The following is a 15,929-nucleotide window of genomic DNA, read 5'->3' on the forward strand; positions in this document are numbered from 1 at the left end:
AGCGGATTTTTTATTATTTATTTAGTTGCTTTTAAGCTTTTCAAGTTCAAATAGGAACTTGTCGTTTAATACCTTGATATAAGTTCCTTTCATTCCAAGGGAACGGGACTCGATAACGCCTGCGCTTTCTAGCTTGCGTAGTGCGTTGACGATTACGGAACGAGTGATCCCGACTCTGTCAGCGATTTTGGAAGCAACTAGAAGGCCTTCTTTTCCGTTAAGTTCTTCAAAGATGTGCTCGATCGCTTCAAGTTCACTGTAGGATAACGAACTGATTGCCATTTGGACTACAGCCTTGCTTCTTGCTTCATCCTCAATCTCTTCTGCTTTTTCACGAAGGATTTCCATTCCTACAACGGTTGCGCCATATTCTCCAAGGATAAGGTCATCGTCGTGGAATTGTTCTTCAAGACGGGCAAGGATCAATGTTCCCAGGCGTTCACCACCGCCGATGATCGGCACGATTGTTGTTAAGCCGTTTTTGAAAAGTTCTTTGTTTTCAACAGGGAATGCTGTGTATTCACTCTCAACATCCAGGTTAGGTGAGGTCTCCTGGATATTGAAAAGATTCTTCGTATACTCTTCAGGGAATTGGCGGTCTTCGAGCATTTTTACCATACGCTCGTTTTCAATTTGCTGATTGATTCCTAAGCCTAAAAGCTTTCCTCTGCGGCTTACAACAAAGATGTTGGCCTCGATTACTTCACTAAGTGTTTCTGACATTTCTTTAAAGTTTACCGGTTTACCGGCAGCTTTTTGGAGCAGGGCATTAATTTTTCTAGTTTTTGATAGTAAGTCCATTGTTTCTTCCTCCTATTTGCTTCAACAAAAATACATTTATTTTGTCCTGGCTAGTTCCAATACTTAAGCACAATAAGCAGTCTTTATTTGTCTACCCTATTGAGTATGCACTAAAACGATTAACCATTATAATATGAACTGGCTTAAATCTTTGTTTCTTGAGATAGCGCCAAGTTTTTCTTCTACATATTGCGGAGTAATCGCTACCTTCTCCAAATTGATATCAGGAGCTTCAAAGCTCAGGTCTTCAAGCAGCTTCTCAAGAATTGTCTGCAGTCTTCGCGCTCCGATGTTATCCGTATTCTGATTCACATCATAAGCGACTTCAGCTATCTTACGAATAGCATCGTCAGAAAATTCAATTTGTATACCTTCTGTTTCCAATAAAGCTTCATATTGCTTTGTAAGTGCATTATCAGGCTCTACAAGAATCCTGTAAAAGTCCTCAACTGTCAGCTTAGTAAGCTCTACCCTGATTGGGAAACGCCCTTGCAATTCAGGTATCAGATCAGAAGGCTTCGCCATGTGGAACGCACCTGCAGCGACGAACAAGATATGGTCTGTTTTTACAGGACCGTACTTCGTGTTGACAGTCGACCCTTCCACAACAGGAAGTATGTCCCTCTGAACACCCTCACGCGAAACGTCTGCACTGGAGCCACCGGAATTCTTGCTGGCAATTTTGTCAATTTCATCAATGAAAATGATGCCTGCCTGCTCAGCACGGTATGTAGCTTCCTGAGTCACCTCATCCATATCAATCAGCTTTTGGGCTTCTTCATTGATTAATAACTTCCTGGCCTCACGTACAGGCAGCTTTCGTTTCTTGCGTTTCTTAGGCACCAAGCCACTCAAAGCATCCTGCATATTCATTCCCATTTGTTCCATTCCAGAACCCTGGAGCATATCAAACATGGAAGGCGTCTGCTCCTCGACTTCGACGGTTACCAACTCATCCTCAAGTTCACCTTTTTCGAGCTTTTGCTTGATGACTTTACGCTTTTCGAATAACCCTAAATCTTCTGATTGGTTTTGCTCTTGTTCAGGCTGCTGCTGGCTTCCACCAAACAACATTTCAAGTGGATTTTTGTAATTCACTGACTTTTTCGCTGAAGGGACTAACAGTTCGACAAGACGGCGGTTTGCATTTTCTTCTGCCGGTTCCTTTACTCGCTCCATTTTTTCCTCTTTTACAAGCCTGATTGAGGTTTCAACAAGATCCCGAACCATGGATTCGACATCACGGCCAACATAACCAACTTCAGTGAACTTAGTCGCTTCCACCTTTACGAAAGGAGCGCCAACTAACTTAGCCATCCTTCTGGCAATTTCTGTTTTACCTACACCAGTAGGTCCAATCATCAGGATATTCTTAGGGATGATTTCATCCCGTATATTTTCAGCGAGCAAGCCACGGCGGTATCTATTCCTGAGAGCAACTGCAACAGCTTTTTTAGCATCCTTTTGACCGATAATATACTGGTCCAGCTTTTCCACGATCTGCCTTGGAGTTAAATTTGTCGTTTGTTTCACACTCAACACTCCTTTTCCGTTACAGTTCTTCCACGATAATATTGTGGTTTGTGTAAACACAAATGTCAGCAGCAATTTCCAATGAAGACTTCGCGATTTCTTTTGCTGTTAAATGTTCTCCAGCATATTGCTTTAATGCACGGCCAGCAGACAAGGCATAATTACCTCCAGAACCGATCGCCAGAATGCCATCATCAGGTTCAATGACTTCGCCTGTTCCGGAAATAAGAAGCATATCAGTTTCATTCAGTACAATCAGCATGGCCTCGAGCTTCCTTAGGACTTTATCACTTCTCCATTGCTTTGCAAGTTCGACCGCGGCTCTTTGGAGATTTCCGTTATATTCCTCGAGCTTACCTTCGAACATCTCAAACAGGGTGAACGCATCTGCGACTGAACCGGCAAATCCTGCAATTACTTTACCATTAAACAACTTTCGGACTTTCTTTGCTGTGTGTTTCATCACTACAGCATTTCCAAAGGTCACCTGGCCATCGCCTGACATTGCACATTGGCCTTTATGTTGAACAGCAAATATCGTTGTGGCATGGAATTCTGACATACCTTCGTCCTCCTTTTGGCTTAAGCCCTCGGATGATGTGACATATAAATATTGCGCAAGTGCTCTTTCGTAACATGGGTATAGACTTGCGTTGAAGACAGGAACGCATGGCCCATTAGCTCCTGGACAGTCCTCATATCTGCTCCATTGCTCATCATATGTGTAGCAAAAGAATGGCGCAGTTTATGGGGATGGATTTTCCCAGTCAGGGCAGACTTTTCGATCAGCTTATTCAGGATTTCCCTGATTCCTCTGTCCGTGAGAGGCCCACCCCGGAAATTCAAAAACAAATGGCCATGATCTTCTTTAGTCTTCAGAAGCTCTGGTCTTCCATTCTTTATGTAGTCTTCAATCGCATCCTGAGCAAAACTTCCGAAAGGCACATATCTATCCTTTTTCCTTTTTCCATGAATTAAAACTGTGGATAGAGATAAATCTATATCCTTCATTTGGATTTTACAGCACTCACCTACACGGATTCCTGTAGCGTAAAGCAGTTCCAAAAGGGCTTTGTTCCTTTTCCCAATCGCAGTATCGGTTTCACATGCGTTAAATAGTTGGGAAAGTTCCTCTTCATAAAAAAAATCTGGCAATCGCTTTTCCAGTTTGGGTATGGATACCAGGGAAAAAGGATTATCTCCTACCATTTTTTCACGAAGCAAAAACTTATAAAAGCTGCGCATACATGAAATCCTGCGGGCGACAGACTTTCTGGAGAGCTGCTGGTCAAATAATTTCGTGAGGTAAATCCTTGTATCAGCATACTCAACAGCATCAAGGCTAGTCAGTCCTTGTTCAGACATGAACAAAAAAAATCCCCTAATATCATGTTGATAATGTTCAATTGTATATTGTGAGTAATTTTTTTCAATTTGTAAATATTCAATAAATAAGTTTAAAGAATTGTTCACATTTGCATCCATCTCGTCACCTCACAAGGGCTACTAAATAGTATCATATATATATAGCCCTCGCAATAGAAATTACAAATTTTTCGCAAATTTCTGAATTGTTTCCAGTGCTCTGGAAGCATGCTTCTCATTACGTTCCTGCTTAGCCTTGATTTTCTCAGGAAGATCAGGGAAAAGCCCGAAGTTTGCATTCATCGGCTGGAAGTTTTTCGCGTTCGTTGTTGTAATATATCTGGCCATGCTTCCCATTGCTGTTTCATGCGGGAATTCCATCGGCTCTTCACCTTTTACAAGGCGTGCAGCATTAATTCCAGCAATCATGCCGCTTGCTGCTGATTCCACATACCCTTCGACCCCAGTCATTTGTCCTGCAAAAAATAAATCTTCCCTATTCCTGAATTGATATGTTGCTTTTAAAACCTTAGGTGAGTTGATAAATGTATTACGATGCATGACACCATACCGTACAATTTCAGCGTTTTCCAAACCAGGGATCAGTTGAATGACTTCCTTTTGCGGTCCCCACTTAAGATGAGTCTGGAAGCCTACAATATTGTAAAGTGTTCCAGCAGCATCATCCTGGCGAAGCTGCACTACGGCATAAGGCCGCTTTCCAGTTCTAGGATCCTCCAGGCCAACCGGCTTCATCGGTCCGAAAAGCATCGTCTTCCTTCCTCTTTGGCCCATGACCTCGATCGGCATACAACCTTCAAAAAAGATTTCTTTTTCAAATTCCTTAAGCGGAACTGTTTCAGCAGAGATCAACGCTTCATAAAAACGGTCGAATTCTTCCTCTGTCATCGGACAGTTAAGGTATGCTGCTTCCCCTTTGTCATACCGGGATTTCAGATAGACCTTATCCATGTCGATGCTGTCTTTTTCAATAATAGGAGCTGCCGCGTCATAAAAATATAAATATTCTTCCCCTGTAAGCTCCTTCAGTTGTTGGGACAACGCCTGGCTTGTCAAAGGCCCCGTAGCAATGATGGTCGGACCTTGTGGAATTTCAGTGATTTCTTCATTAAATACAGTAACATTAGGATGTTCCTTCACACGGCTAGTAACATGTGCCGCAAACTCATGGCGATCTACTGCCAAAGCTCCGCCTGCCGGTACAGCACATGCGTCTGCTGCGCCAATGATGACAGAGTCAAGCTTTCTCATCTCTTCTTTTAATACACCTACTGCATTTGTTAATGTATTTGCACGCAAAGAATTACTGCATACCAGTTCAGCAAATTTATCTGTATGGTGAGCAGGTGTCTGCTTTACCGGTCTCATCTCATATAAGTTCACTTTGATGCCTCTTTCGGCAAGCTGCCATGCAGCTTCACTTCCGGCCAAGCCGGCACCAACGACATTTACTGTAGCTTCAGTCATTTCTATTTCCTCCAGTAGCTATTAAAAGTTACGCGTTTTCTTATTCTAATCCAAGTTACCATGTCTAATAGAAGCTTAACAGGCAAAATATAAGCAACTGCATTTCCAAAAGAATTATTATAACATCTGCCTTGACATAAAGCTTCTATTATATACTCAATCTTACTTACTTTACCCTGATTCCTGTACCATTTTGCACTTTCCTTTACGAAAAAGAAAGAAAAAAGTTTCACAATCGAGTTAAATTCTCAATTTTACGGTGAACAAAATCAAAGAGTGAGCCCAAGGGCTCACTCTAGCTTTGTGGTTCCTCTTTATAGTCGCATTCGGTACACTGAACCTGGACGCCCTTTTTAAGCTTCTTTTCAACTAGCATATTTTCGCATTTTGGGCATTTCCTTGCAAGTGGTTTATCCCATGAAAGGAAATCGCATTCAGGGAAACGGTCACAGCCGTAAAATATCCGGCGTTTCTTGCTCTTCCGTTCAATGATATTGCCTTCTTCACACTTAGGGCATTTGACCCCTATCTCCTTGACTATTGCCTTTGTGTTCCTGCAGTCAGGGAAATTGCTGCAGGCCATGAACTTGCCGTAGCGTCCCATTTTGAATACCATCGGTGAACCGCACTGATCACAATCTTCTCCAGCAGGTTCATCCTTGATTTCAATTTCTTGCATTTCTTTTTCCGCTACTTCAAGGTTCTTTTCAAAATCACGGTAGAATTCGTCTATGACTTTGACCCAATTGATTTTCCCATCTTCGACATTATCGAGATTCTGTTCCATTTTGGCGGTGAACTCAAGGTCAAGTATTTCCGGGAAAAATTCCAGCATAAGCTCATGAATTACTTCGCCAAGTTCGGTGGGCACGAATCGTTTATTATCAAGTGAAACATAGCCTCTCTTTTGGATTGTATCCAGGGTTGGCGCGTATGTTGATGGCCGTCCAATCCCCATTTCCTCAAGCGTCCTGACGAGCCTAGCTTCTGTATACCTGGGAGGCGGCTGTGTAAAGTGCTGCTTCGGTTCGATATCTTTCTTCGTGACCTCGTCACCTTGCTTTAGGTCAGGAAGGAATTTATCCTTTTCTTCCACCTGGTCATCTGAACCTTCTACATAAACCTTCATGAAGCCTGGGAATTTAACCTTCGAGCCAGTCGCACGGAAAGTAACTTCCCCGTTCTTTAGGTCAACACTCATCGTATCCATAATAGCGTGAGCCATCTGGCTCGCGACAAACCGTTCCCAAATAAGTTTGTAAAGCCTGTATTGATCCCTTGAAAGGAATTCCTTTATCGTCTCAGGAACCTTCATTGTACTTGTTGGCCGGATCGCTTCGTGGGCATCTTGAGCATTGGACTGCTTCTTCTCTTTCCTTGCCTCTGTCTGAACGAAATTTTCTCCATACTGATCAGTGATATACTCCCTTGCTTCGCCTTGGGCAACTTCAGAAATCCTGGTAGAGTCCGTTCTCATATAGGTGATTAAACCGACTGTGCCTTCTTTTCCAAGGTCGATACCTTCATAAAGCTGCTGCGCAAGCATCATTGTCTTTTTGGCACGGAAGTTAAGCTTTCGTGCTGCCTCCTGCTGCAAAGAAGAAGTAATGAATGGCGGTGCAGGATTACGTTTACGTTCTTTCTTAGTCACCGACTCAACAGTGAATTTGTTCCCCTTTACTTGTTTAAGGATGTTCTTGACATCATCTTCTGATTTCAACTCAGTTTTTTGTTTGCCAATTCCGTAAAAAGAAGCTTCAAAAGCACTTTTTCCTTTCAGGAATTCTGCACCGATTGTCCAATATTCTTCTGGAACAAACGCAGCGATTTCCTTCTCACGATCAATGATCATCCTTAAGGCAACAGATTGTACGCGTCCTGCGCTCAGCCCCTTCTTGACCTTCTTCCAAAGCAGCGGACTGATATTATATCCTACGAGTCTGTCCAGAGCACGGCGTGCCTGCTGGGCATCTACGAGGTCCATATTGATCGCCCGGGGATGTTTAAAAGATTCCTTGATGGCATCCTTGGTTATCTCATTAAATACAACCCTGCAGTCCGAATGGACATCAACGTTTAGGCTTTGAGCCAGGTGCCAGGCAATCGCTTCCCCTTCTCTGTCGGGGTCAGCCGCGAGATAGACTTTCTTTGCTTTTTTAGCTGCAGATTTCAATTCCTTCAGTACTGGTCCCTTACCCCGAATTGTAATGTACTTAGGGTTGTAATTATTTTTCGTATCAATTCCCATCTGGCTCTTAGGCAAATCTATCAAATGCCCCATAGAGGCTTTCACTTTATATTTTTTTCCAAGATAACGCTCAATCGTCTTAGCCTTTGCAGGCGATTCGACGATGACTAAAAAATCCGACATCCAATTGTCCTCCTTAGAGGTATAAAATTACATTAATTATTATCAACATATCATAATGTTGTCAAATCAACCATTAAAGTAAACGGTTTCATCTAACTTAGAAATTTTAAAATACCTGATGCAAAATGTATAACAGATTGAAAATTATTTCAACCTTTTTGATGCAAGTTTTCATTCAAATATAAAAATAACTTGCTAAAAAAGTATATTTTCAAAACTTTTTCCAACTCAACACTACCATTTTGGACCAATGAGAAGCTAAGCTTCTGCCTATATTTTCTGTCCATCAACCTCTTTAATAAACCTCACACCAAAAAATTATATCAATTCGTCTTAGGTTACTGCTTTTTGCATTTTATACAGTTATCTCAATATTATTCCACATTACATCCCAAGTTCCTCTAAAATATCCTCTGAACTTTTAACCAGTTTGGCTCCTTGCTGGATTAAATAATGGACTCCATCAGAATCCGGACTTAAAATGCTCCCGGGGACAGCAAATACATCCCTGCCTTCATTCAATGCAAAATCTGCAGTGATCAGTGAACCGCTCTTTTTCCTCGCTTCAACAACAAGTGTACCCTTTGAAAGACCGCTGATAATCCTATTTCGCATTGGAAATTGCCATTTCGCAGGCATTGTAGCTGGTGGATATTCTGATAACACCAGTTGTTTTTCCATCATATACTCTGCCAATTTAACATTTTCCTTCGGATAAAGATTATGAAACCCGCCAGCTATGACACCTATTGTTTTCCCGCCCAATTTAATAGCTGCTTTATGGGCATGGGCATCAATCCCCCTTGCGAGACCACTAACAATCAATACATTATTATCTATTAATGAAGGAAATAAATAGTCGATCGCTCCAATGCCATATGCTGTGGCGTTCCTTGACCCAACCACAGCAAGACTTTCTCTGTTCTTTAATAAAGATAGATTTCCTCTGGCAAACAGCATCCATGGAGGTTGATAGATAGTCTTAAGCCTGTCTGGATAGTCTTCGTCAAAAATAGTGATTAGATGAATATTCTGTGTGGTGTAGTCATTTAGAAGTTTGTCGGTGGAAATAAATTGATGGTCTTTGTTGAGTCGCTCTACTCGAGGATTAATAGAGGAATAATTTGCAGCTTCATTATTATTAATTGCAGAATTTGCTTTGAGGATTGAGTAAATCGCCTTCCAGCTAGCATACCTGCTATGGACAAGCTGGATCAGTTTCTTTTTTAATTCATCCATATGCTTCCCCCTGGGATTAATAAACAGCCCCTCTGTTAAGAGGGACTGTCTGATTGAATGTTTTAGTGTGTTTTGCACTTGTCGTAAAGGTCTTGCTCCTTCAAAACGCGGATTAGCGTTTCGCCCATTACGGATGGAGTTTCAGCAACCTGAATGCCACATTCATTCATTACGCGGATTTTTTCGTCTGCAGTTCCTTTTCCGCCAGAAATAATCGCACCAGCATGGCCCATGCGCTTCCCTGGAGGTGCAGTTCTTCCGCCGATGAAGCCAACAACTGGTTTCGTCATGTTAGCCTTGACCCACTCAGCTGCTTCTTCTTCAGCCGTGCCGCCGATTTCACCAATCATGATGACAGCATATGTGTCTGGATCTTCATTGAATGCCTTCAGGACATCGATGAAGTTCGTTCCATTAACCGGGTCTCCGCCAATGCCCACAGCTGTAGACTGGCCGATTCCTTCTTGAGTTAACTGGTGTACCGCTTCATATGTCAGCGTTCCAGAACGGGATACAACGCCAACATGTCCTTTGGTATGGATATATCCAGGCATGATGCCGATCTTGCACTCATCAGGAGTGATTACGCCAGGGCAGTTAGGACCAACCAGGCGAGTCTTCTTTCCTTCCATGTAGCGCTTAACCTTGACCATGTCCAAGACTGGGATATGCTCAGTGATACAGATTGCCAAATCAAGCTCAGCATCAACAGCTTCGACAATCGCATCTGCAGCAAATGGTGCTGGTACATAGATTACTGTCGCATTTGCGCCTGTTGCATCAACAGCTTCTTGTACTGTGTTGAATACAGGAACGCCTTCTACTTCTGTACCGCCCTTGCCTGGAGATGTTCCTCCAACAATTTTCGTACCATATTCAAGCATTTGTTTTGTATGGAAAAGGGCTGTTGAACCCGTAATTCCTTGAACAATGACCTTTGTATCTTTATTAATGAATACGCTCACGTCAAATTCTCTCCTTTCGATCCTACTTAACTAATGAAACGATTTTTTCAGCGCCGTCTGCCATTGATTCAGCAGCAATGATATTCAAGCCAGACTCATTAAGAATCTGTTTTCCAAGTTCAACGTTAGTACCTTCAAGACGAACGACAAGAGGAACCTCAAGTCCAACCTGCTTGGCTGCCTCTACTACACCAGTAGCAATTACATCACACTTCATGATGCCTCCGAAGATATTAACAAAGATACCCTTAACATTTGGATCTGAAAGGATGATTTTGAAAGCTTCCGTTACTTTCTCAGCAGTTGCACCGCCCCCAACATCAAGGAAGTTGGCGGGGTCTCCGCCATAATGCTTCACGATGTCCATAGTTGCCATCGCAAGACCTGCACCGTTAACCATGCAGCCGATATTTCCATCCAAAGAAATATAGCTCAGGTCATACTTCGATGCTTCGATTTCCTTTGGATCTTCTTCTTCAAGGTCGCGGTACTCAACGATATCCTTCTGGCGGTATAATGCGTTTGAATCAAAATTCAATTTCGCATCAAGTGCAATTACCTGACCATCGCCTGTTACAACAAGCGGGTTAATTTCAGCGATAGAACAATCTTTTTCGATATAAGCTGTGTACAGGCTCATCATGAACTTAACAGCCTGGTTCACTAGTTCTTTCGGGATATTGATATTGAATGCAACACGGCGGGCCTGGTATGGCATCAAGCCGACTACAGGATCAATTTCTTCTTTGAAAATCTTTTCAGGAGTAGCTTCTGCCACTTCTTCGATTTCCGTTCCACCTTCTTCAGAAGCCATTAGGACAACGCGAGAAGTTGCGCGGTCAAGAACAAGACCGATATAGTATTCTTTCTTGATATCGCAGCCTTCTTCGATAAGCAGGCGCTTTACTTCCTTGCCTTCTGGACCAGTCTGGTGAGTAACCAGTGTCTTACCTAATATCTCAGAAGCATATGTACGTACTTCATCAAGGTTCTTTGCAACCTTGACACCGCCGGCTTTACCCCTTCCGCCAGCATGGATTTGAGCTTTTACGACAACTACTGATGAGCCAAGCTCTTTAGCTGCATCAACAGCTTCATCGACTGTAAAAGCAACCTTTCCATTCGGTACTTTTACCCCATATTTTCTGAGGATTTCTTTTCCTTGATACTCATGGACATTCATTTCCCATCCTCCTATCTATTAGAAAAACGAACAAAAATACAGAATCGCCTAGCGACCCGCTCCGCAAATTCATTTTCCTAAGTAGAAAATATAATTCATTTAAATTTCTAAAAAATAGACTGCGCTTTCATTTTATATAATGAATTATTGATTGTCTACCTTTATGATTTAAATATTTCGCCATTTTAAATATTGCAAAAAAATAACGAAGAGAAAGCTTGCGAATAGTAAAAGCCGGAATCATTGCGTTTCCCGGCTTTGACAATAAAAATTCATGCTAAAAAAGCTATATTCATTCTGTCGGTTTTCATTGTGAAAATATTATTTTTGTCTTCCTGCTTGTTTATCCAAATGATAGACAAAGGAAAATACTTCGGCTACTGCTTGATACAACTCTTCTGGAATTCGCTCATTTAATTCTAGCTGGCTCAGGACTTCAACGAGTGAAGGATCTTCCTGGATAGGAATTTCATGATTTTTCGCTTTTTCAATGATTTGTTCAGCAACGAGACCCTTACCCTTCGCCATTACTTTAGGAGCGTCCATATTTCCGGCGTTATACCCAAGGGCTACAGCTGATTTCCTTGTATGCTTAGGTGGTGGTTTCATATTTTAATATCCACTCCGCTATAATCTTTTTGGCCATAAAAATCGGCCAGGCTGCGTTGATTTCTCCCTGTCTGAGATTGCCCAGGAACATGGAAGTGAACAGAGGACAAGTGATAATCAATTTCCGCTAGCTTCAATTTCAATACCGGTGTCATTTCTTCTGCCATTTTTCTCAGAGTGGGATTTTCGTTAAAAATCTGGACACTCATAATTCGATTCTGTACTTGCATATCAACGATAACATCATCCAAATGCTTAAGTTTCAGGTAAAAGAGCACGCGGCAAAAATCAGCGTCTATTTTTCCGTCTTCAGTCTTCTTCCCGCTCCATTGCATCGTAAGTTCATTTGTTTTCCCACCCAGCATAAAGGGTATTTGCACAACGAGCTGCTGGATCGGACCCGCTTCCTGGGAAAGCAGCTGAAATCCGGTGAGTTTGTTTAAGACCATCTCTGCAGCTTCTTTAACAGCAGGCGGAGGATTTTCGTTCAACAGGCGCAGAACAAGGGATTTAAGTGTCTCTGATACTTGTGCCTTGCCAATCTCTCCATCTTTTAGAACTTCGCTAAGCTGTTGTTCGTAAGACAGACCCAGGGCTGATAGGAATTGTTTTATCCTTGTATCGGTGAGCAGTGCGGTGCCAGTATCTTGCAGCGGAGCTGGCTGTTCTGCTTTGGCAGCTGCTTCAGAGAGCAGCTGTGTATGCAGGCCTGTGAAATTGCCGGATTGGGGCTGTCCCGCAACCTTAAGCAAGTCTACTCCAGCTTGTCGCCACGTATCCTTTTCTCCCATCAGGACGGATAGGGACTCTCCATCACTCACCATTGAGATTAACTGCTTGAAAGCCTGAAGTCCTTGCTTTGCCTCCGCCTCTTTTCCAGAAGTTCGGTAGAATAACAATTTAAGTGATTCTGCCAGCTCATTAGCTAGGAATGTTTTTTCAGGAATCAAATTTGAAATCATCTGTCTGGCTGTAGAATTGTCGCCATTTCCTATGAGTGTTATGATATTTTTGGCAAAATTCAGCCCCTCAGGGAATTCATCTCCAATTGCGCTTAAGCTTTGAAGCCTGACCAGCATCTGCTGTAAAAGATTGCTTTCAGTGCTTTTCGAAGTAATCGCACCAAACTGTTTAAGCAGCTCCAGAGCAACTTGACTTTCCTGACCTTTCCGTTTAAGCCATATTGCCGCTAAATTATTCACGGTTGCTTCAGAATTCATTATTTTGCTGGATGGCAGCATTTCATTCAAAAGTTGTTTAAGACTTGTACTTGCCGCAGAATTCCACGCCGTGTCTAAAGTCTTTTCAAGTTTATCCATCAACTGGACCAGAGATTGTTCTTTGGTGGTAGTGTAGAGGGCATCAAACGCAGCCTTTGTAACGGGAAAGCCTCTAGTCAGGATCAACTTAATAGCATCTTGACCAGCACTGCGGGAATCCGCCATACTCAGCCACTCCGCCGCCTGCTTTAGAAGTTCACGGTTTACAGGAAGCTGCTCCTTGATAAAAAAACGGACAAGTTCCAGATTCTCCTTTGTTGGCTGCATAGCAAATTCTCCAAGAATCTTCGCCATGCTTCCCGGCTGGACCTTATCCTCACTACCTGATCCAATCACCTTCAAATGAACCTTTCCTTCACCAGGCTGAACCTGGAACCAGTACCGTTCATTTGCAGATAATGGAGTTTCTAATTTTGCGATCATTTTTTGGTTGCCGACTTGCACTTCTGCTACTTGATCAGGGTAGAGCTTCAGGATTTTCCCATTAATGATTTGGCCGGGCCGAAATTCGGCTGTTTTAACTTGCTGTGTTGTTTTTTGGTTAAATAAGCCTTGCAGCGCTCCTGTTTCCATGGTTCACCTGCTTTACCAAGTTCTACTGAATATACTCTCTTACGGGAGCGAATGTCTTCCTGTGATGATCTGTGACACCATGCTCCTTGATAGCTCTTAAGTGTTCAGCGGTTCCATACCCCATATTTGCCCCGAATCCATAGGGCGGGAATTCGATACTGAGTTCTTTCATCAGTCTGTCCCTAGTTACTTTGGCAATAATGGAAGCTGCCGCGATGGATATGCTTCTGGAATCACCTTTAATCAGCGCTTCAAACGGATAAGGTGTGTCCAGCTTGACGGCATCAATCAAAAGAAAATCCGGAGTGATCCCTAGTTGATTCACAGCTGAAAGCATCGCTTTCTTGCTTGCCTGGAGAATATTGATTTCATCTATTTCTGCAGCGCTGATCAGTCCTACTCCGACAGCCAGGGCTTCAGACATGATGACTTCAAAATATTCATCCCTTTTTGATTCTGTCAGTTTTTTAGAATCATTGAGACCTGGAAGATAAAAGTTCTCCGGCAGGATGACTGCCCCTGCAACCACTGGACCGGCTAAAGGTCCTCGTCCGGCCTCATCAATCCCGGCAATATACCGGAACCCTTCCGATCGATATTTTCTTTCAAAGGAAGTCATGTTGACGAATTGTTCATGGACTTGTTTCTTTTGCTCTTCCTGCCTTTCCCATTTCAGGACAAGTTTTTGTACACCCTTGCGACTATCTTTTTTTAATGCTTTCAGGAATTCATTGTTTACTTCCTCTTTCCCGAAAAGCTGTTGTTCAATTTCACCAATTGTAAATTTCTCCATAAAATTTCTCCTAGTAATACTTCTTTATTATGTATCGGCAGTTTAAATCAAAAATAAAGGCCCTGGACTCAGGACCTTTATTTTTGAGTGTCATTTTCTATTTCTTCCACAGAGGTCAAATCCTCAGGTCGTTCAAAGGATAGCGGACCTAATTTTTCTGTCCGTATTTCCCTGATCAGAAGCTCTGCGACTTTGTCATAATCAACGTATCCACCAGGCATTCTGCAGCCGCGAGTATCGCCAATCTGATCAAAAAGCTCCACAATCTCCTCGGGCAGTTCGGAAAGCTTATATCTCTCCTGCAGCCGTTCTGGGTAATGCTTTTCTAAAAACCTCAAAGCATATACAGCCAGATCCTGAAGATTAAGAATCGTATCTTTGATTGCGCCAGTAACTGCAAGCCTTGTGCCTACTTCCTGGTCCTCAAACTTTGGCCAAAGGATTCCCGGAGTATCCAGAAGTTCGAGCTCTTTGCCTACTTTGATCCATTGCTGAGATTTCGTTACTCCCGGCCTATTCCCGGTCTGGGCGATATTTTTACCGGCAAGCCTGTTGATCAAAGTCGATTTACCAGCATTTGGGATACCGACAATCATTGCCCGAATAGCTCTCGGCTTGACACCTTTTGATTTCAGGCGATCAAACTTGTCTTTTAGGAGGACCTTGGACTCTTGGACGATTTGATTTAGACCAGTACCGGCCTGTGAGTTGATTGCCAGTGCGGTAATTCCTTTTTGACGGTAGTGGCGCAGCCATTGTTCTGTAACGGCTTTATCCGCCATATCTGCTTTATTCAGTAAAACAATTCTTGGTTTGTGCTGGATGATTTCATCAATCATAGGGTTCCTGGACGAATACGGTATCCGCGCGTCCACCAATTCAAAGATAACATCCACGAGCTTTAATTTTTCCGTGACCTCTCTGCGAGCCTTAGCCATATGGCCTGGAAACCATTGGATCGTCAAAGCAGCCACCTCCTATCTGTTTAGCAATCTCCCGTATGCCTGTAGGGATCTTGTCATGTCCTAGTCTATTGTACGAATATCTTCAATAGGCCAATAGATGATGCTTGTCTTTCCCAGCACCTCTTCAAAAGGTACAGTGCCAATGTGGCGGCTATCCTTGCTGAAACGACGGTTATCACCCATAACGAAAAGATGGCCTTCAGGTACAGTCTCCTTGCCGATCTTCTCCTCCAGTGTGAAAGGATCTGTCAGCGGCCCATCAATCACCTGTTTTTTATATTCTTCCAAGTATGGTTCTTCGTATGCTTTCCCATTCACATATAATGTGTCATTTTTATATTCTACTTTATCGCCTGGTAGGCCGATTACTCTTTTTATGTAATCTTTGTTTTCGGGTGCATGAAAGACGATGATATCGAATCTTTCGGGCTCCCCAACTTTATAGCTAAGCTTGTTCACGATCATTCGGTCCTGGTCGTGGAGTGTAGGCATCATCGATAAACCGTCCACCACGATTGGTGCAAATAAAAAGTATCGAATAACCGCTGCCAGCACGACAGCAATCAGAAGTGCCTTCGTCCATTCCCATAGTTCGTTCTTCTTTTTCTCGGCCATTCTTTTCCCACCATTCCAAAATATATGTTGTTTGAGTACATAACTTTATTTTACATAAGTCAGACAAGATAAACACGATGGGCAATGATTTTTAAAATAAATTTAATAATAGCTTTCAATCAAGTTCAGTTTTTTAAATATTGCATTTC

Annotated in this window: 14 protein-coding genes; all 14 read right to left on the reverse strand. The window is 42.6% G+C overall.

Translation table 11 applies throughout. From position 1 onward, the window contains the following. Positions 1–21 precede the first annotated feature (21 nt). On the reverse strand, positions 22–801 hold the full coding sequence (gene codY / locus TY49_RS03275; RefSeq protein WP_041964478.1) for a GTP-sensing pleiotropic transcriptional regulator CodY: 780 nt from the start codon (positions 799–801) through the stop codon (positions 22–24). A gap of 126 nt (positions 802–927) precedes the next feature. Next, complete coding sequence (gene hslU / locus TY49_RS03280; protein WP_041964479.1) at positions 928–2,334, reverse strand: ATP-dependent protease ATPase subunit HslU; 1,407 nt, start codon at positions 2,332–2,334, stop codon at positions 928–930. A 19-nt stretch (positions 2,335–2,353) separates the two neighbouring features. Next, positions 2,354–2,896: an ATP-dependent protease subunit HslV gene (gene hslV, locus TY49_RS03285; RefSeq protein ID WP_041964480.1), complete on the reverse strand. Its 543-nt coding sequence runs from the start codon at positions 2,894–2,896 to the stop codon at positions 2,354–2,356. A 20-nt stretch (positions 2,897–2,916) separates the two neighbouring features. Next, the gene (gene xerC / locus TY49_RS03290; protein WP_041964481.1) at positions 2,917–3,819 is read right to left on the reverse strand and encodes a tyrosine recombinase XerC; all 903 of its coding nucleotides are present in this window, start codon (positions 3,817–3,819) and stop codon (positions 2,917–2,919) included. Positions 3,820–3,879: 60 nt separating this feature from the next. Continuing rightward, on the reverse strand, positions 3,880–5,187 hold the full coding sequence (trmFO, locus tag TY49_RS03295) for an FADH(2)-oxidizing methylenetetrahydrofolate--tRNA-(uracil(54)-C(5))-methyltransferase TrmFO (RefSeq protein ID WP_041964482.1): 1,308 nt from the start codon (positions 5,185–5,187) through the stop codon (positions 3,880–3,882). Positions 5,188–5,482: 295 nt separating this feature from the next. Beyond that, the gene (gene topA, locus TY49_RS03300) at positions 5,483–7,558 is read right to left on the reverse strand and encodes a type I DNA topoisomerase (protein WP_041964483.1); all 2,076 of its coding nucleotides are present in this window, start codon (positions 7,556–7,558) and stop codon (positions 5,483–5,485) included. A gap of 384 nt (positions 7,559–7,942) precedes the next feature. Further along, positions 7,943–8,797, reverse strand: a complete 855-nt coding sequence (gene dprA / locus TY49_RS03305) for a DNA-processing protein DprA (RefSeq protein WP_041964484.1) — start codon at positions 8,795–8,797, stop codon at positions 7,943–7,945. A gap of 62 nt (positions 8,798–8,859) precedes the next feature. After that, complete coding sequence (gene sucD, locus TY49_RS03310; RefSeq protein ID WP_041964485.1) at positions 8,860–9,762, reverse strand: succinate--CoA ligase subunit alpha; 903 nt, start codon at positions 9,760–9,762, stop codon at positions 8,860–8,862. 22 nt (positions 9,763–9,784) lie between these two features. Further along, positions 9,785–10,945 carry an ADP-forming succinate--CoA ligase subunit beta gene (gene sucC / locus TY49_RS03315; RefSeq protein ID WP_041964486.1) on the reverse strand — a complete coding sequence of 387 codons (1,161 nt, stop codon included), beginning with the start codon at positions 10,943–10,945 and terminating at the stop codon, positions 9,785–9,787. A 321-nt stretch (positions 10,946–11,266) separates the two neighbouring features. Beyond that, positions 11,267–11,554, reverse strand: coding sequence for an EscU/YscU/HrcU family type III secretion system export apparatus switch protein (locus TY49_RS03320; RefSeq protein WP_041964487.1), 288 nt, complete (start codon positions 11,552–11,554; stop codon positions 11,267–11,269). Next, positions 11,551–13,407: a TP0910 N-terminal domain-containing protein gene (locus tag TY49_RS23800; protein WP_052442075.1), complete on the reverse strand. Its 1,857-nt coding sequence runs from the start codon at positions 13,405–13,407 to the stop codon at positions 11,551–11,553. Before TY49_RS23800 ends, TY49_RS03320 begins: the two co-directional genes overlap by 4 nt. 22 nt (positions 13,408–13,429) lie before the next feature. Then, positions 13,430–14,200 (reverse strand): ribonuclease HII, encoded by a 771-nt coding sequence (rnhB, locus tag TY49_RS03335; protein ID WP_041964488.1) that lies wholly within the window; start codon positions 14,198–14,200, stop codon positions 13,430–13,432. Between the two features lie 77 nt (positions 14,201–14,277). Then, on the reverse strand, positions 14,278–15,165 hold the full coding sequence (gene ylqF, locus TY49_RS03340) for a ribosome biogenesis GTPase YlqF (protein WP_041964489.1): 888 nt from the start codon (positions 15,163–15,165) through the stop codon (positions 14,278–14,280). 60 nt (positions 15,166–15,225) lie between these two features. Continuing rightward, entirely contained in the window at positions 15,226–15,780 is a 555-nt protein-coding gene (gene lepB, locus TY49_RS03345) for a signal peptidase I (RefSeq protein ID WP_041964490.1), read from the reverse strand. Positions 15,781–15,929: the final 149 nt, after the last annotated feature.

The organism is Mesobacillus selenatarsenatis SF-1 (genome assembly GCF_000813125.1).
GTDB classification, from domain to species: Bacteria; Bacillota; Bacilli; order Bacillales; family Cytobacillaceae; genus Mesobacillus; species Mesobacillus selenatarsenatis.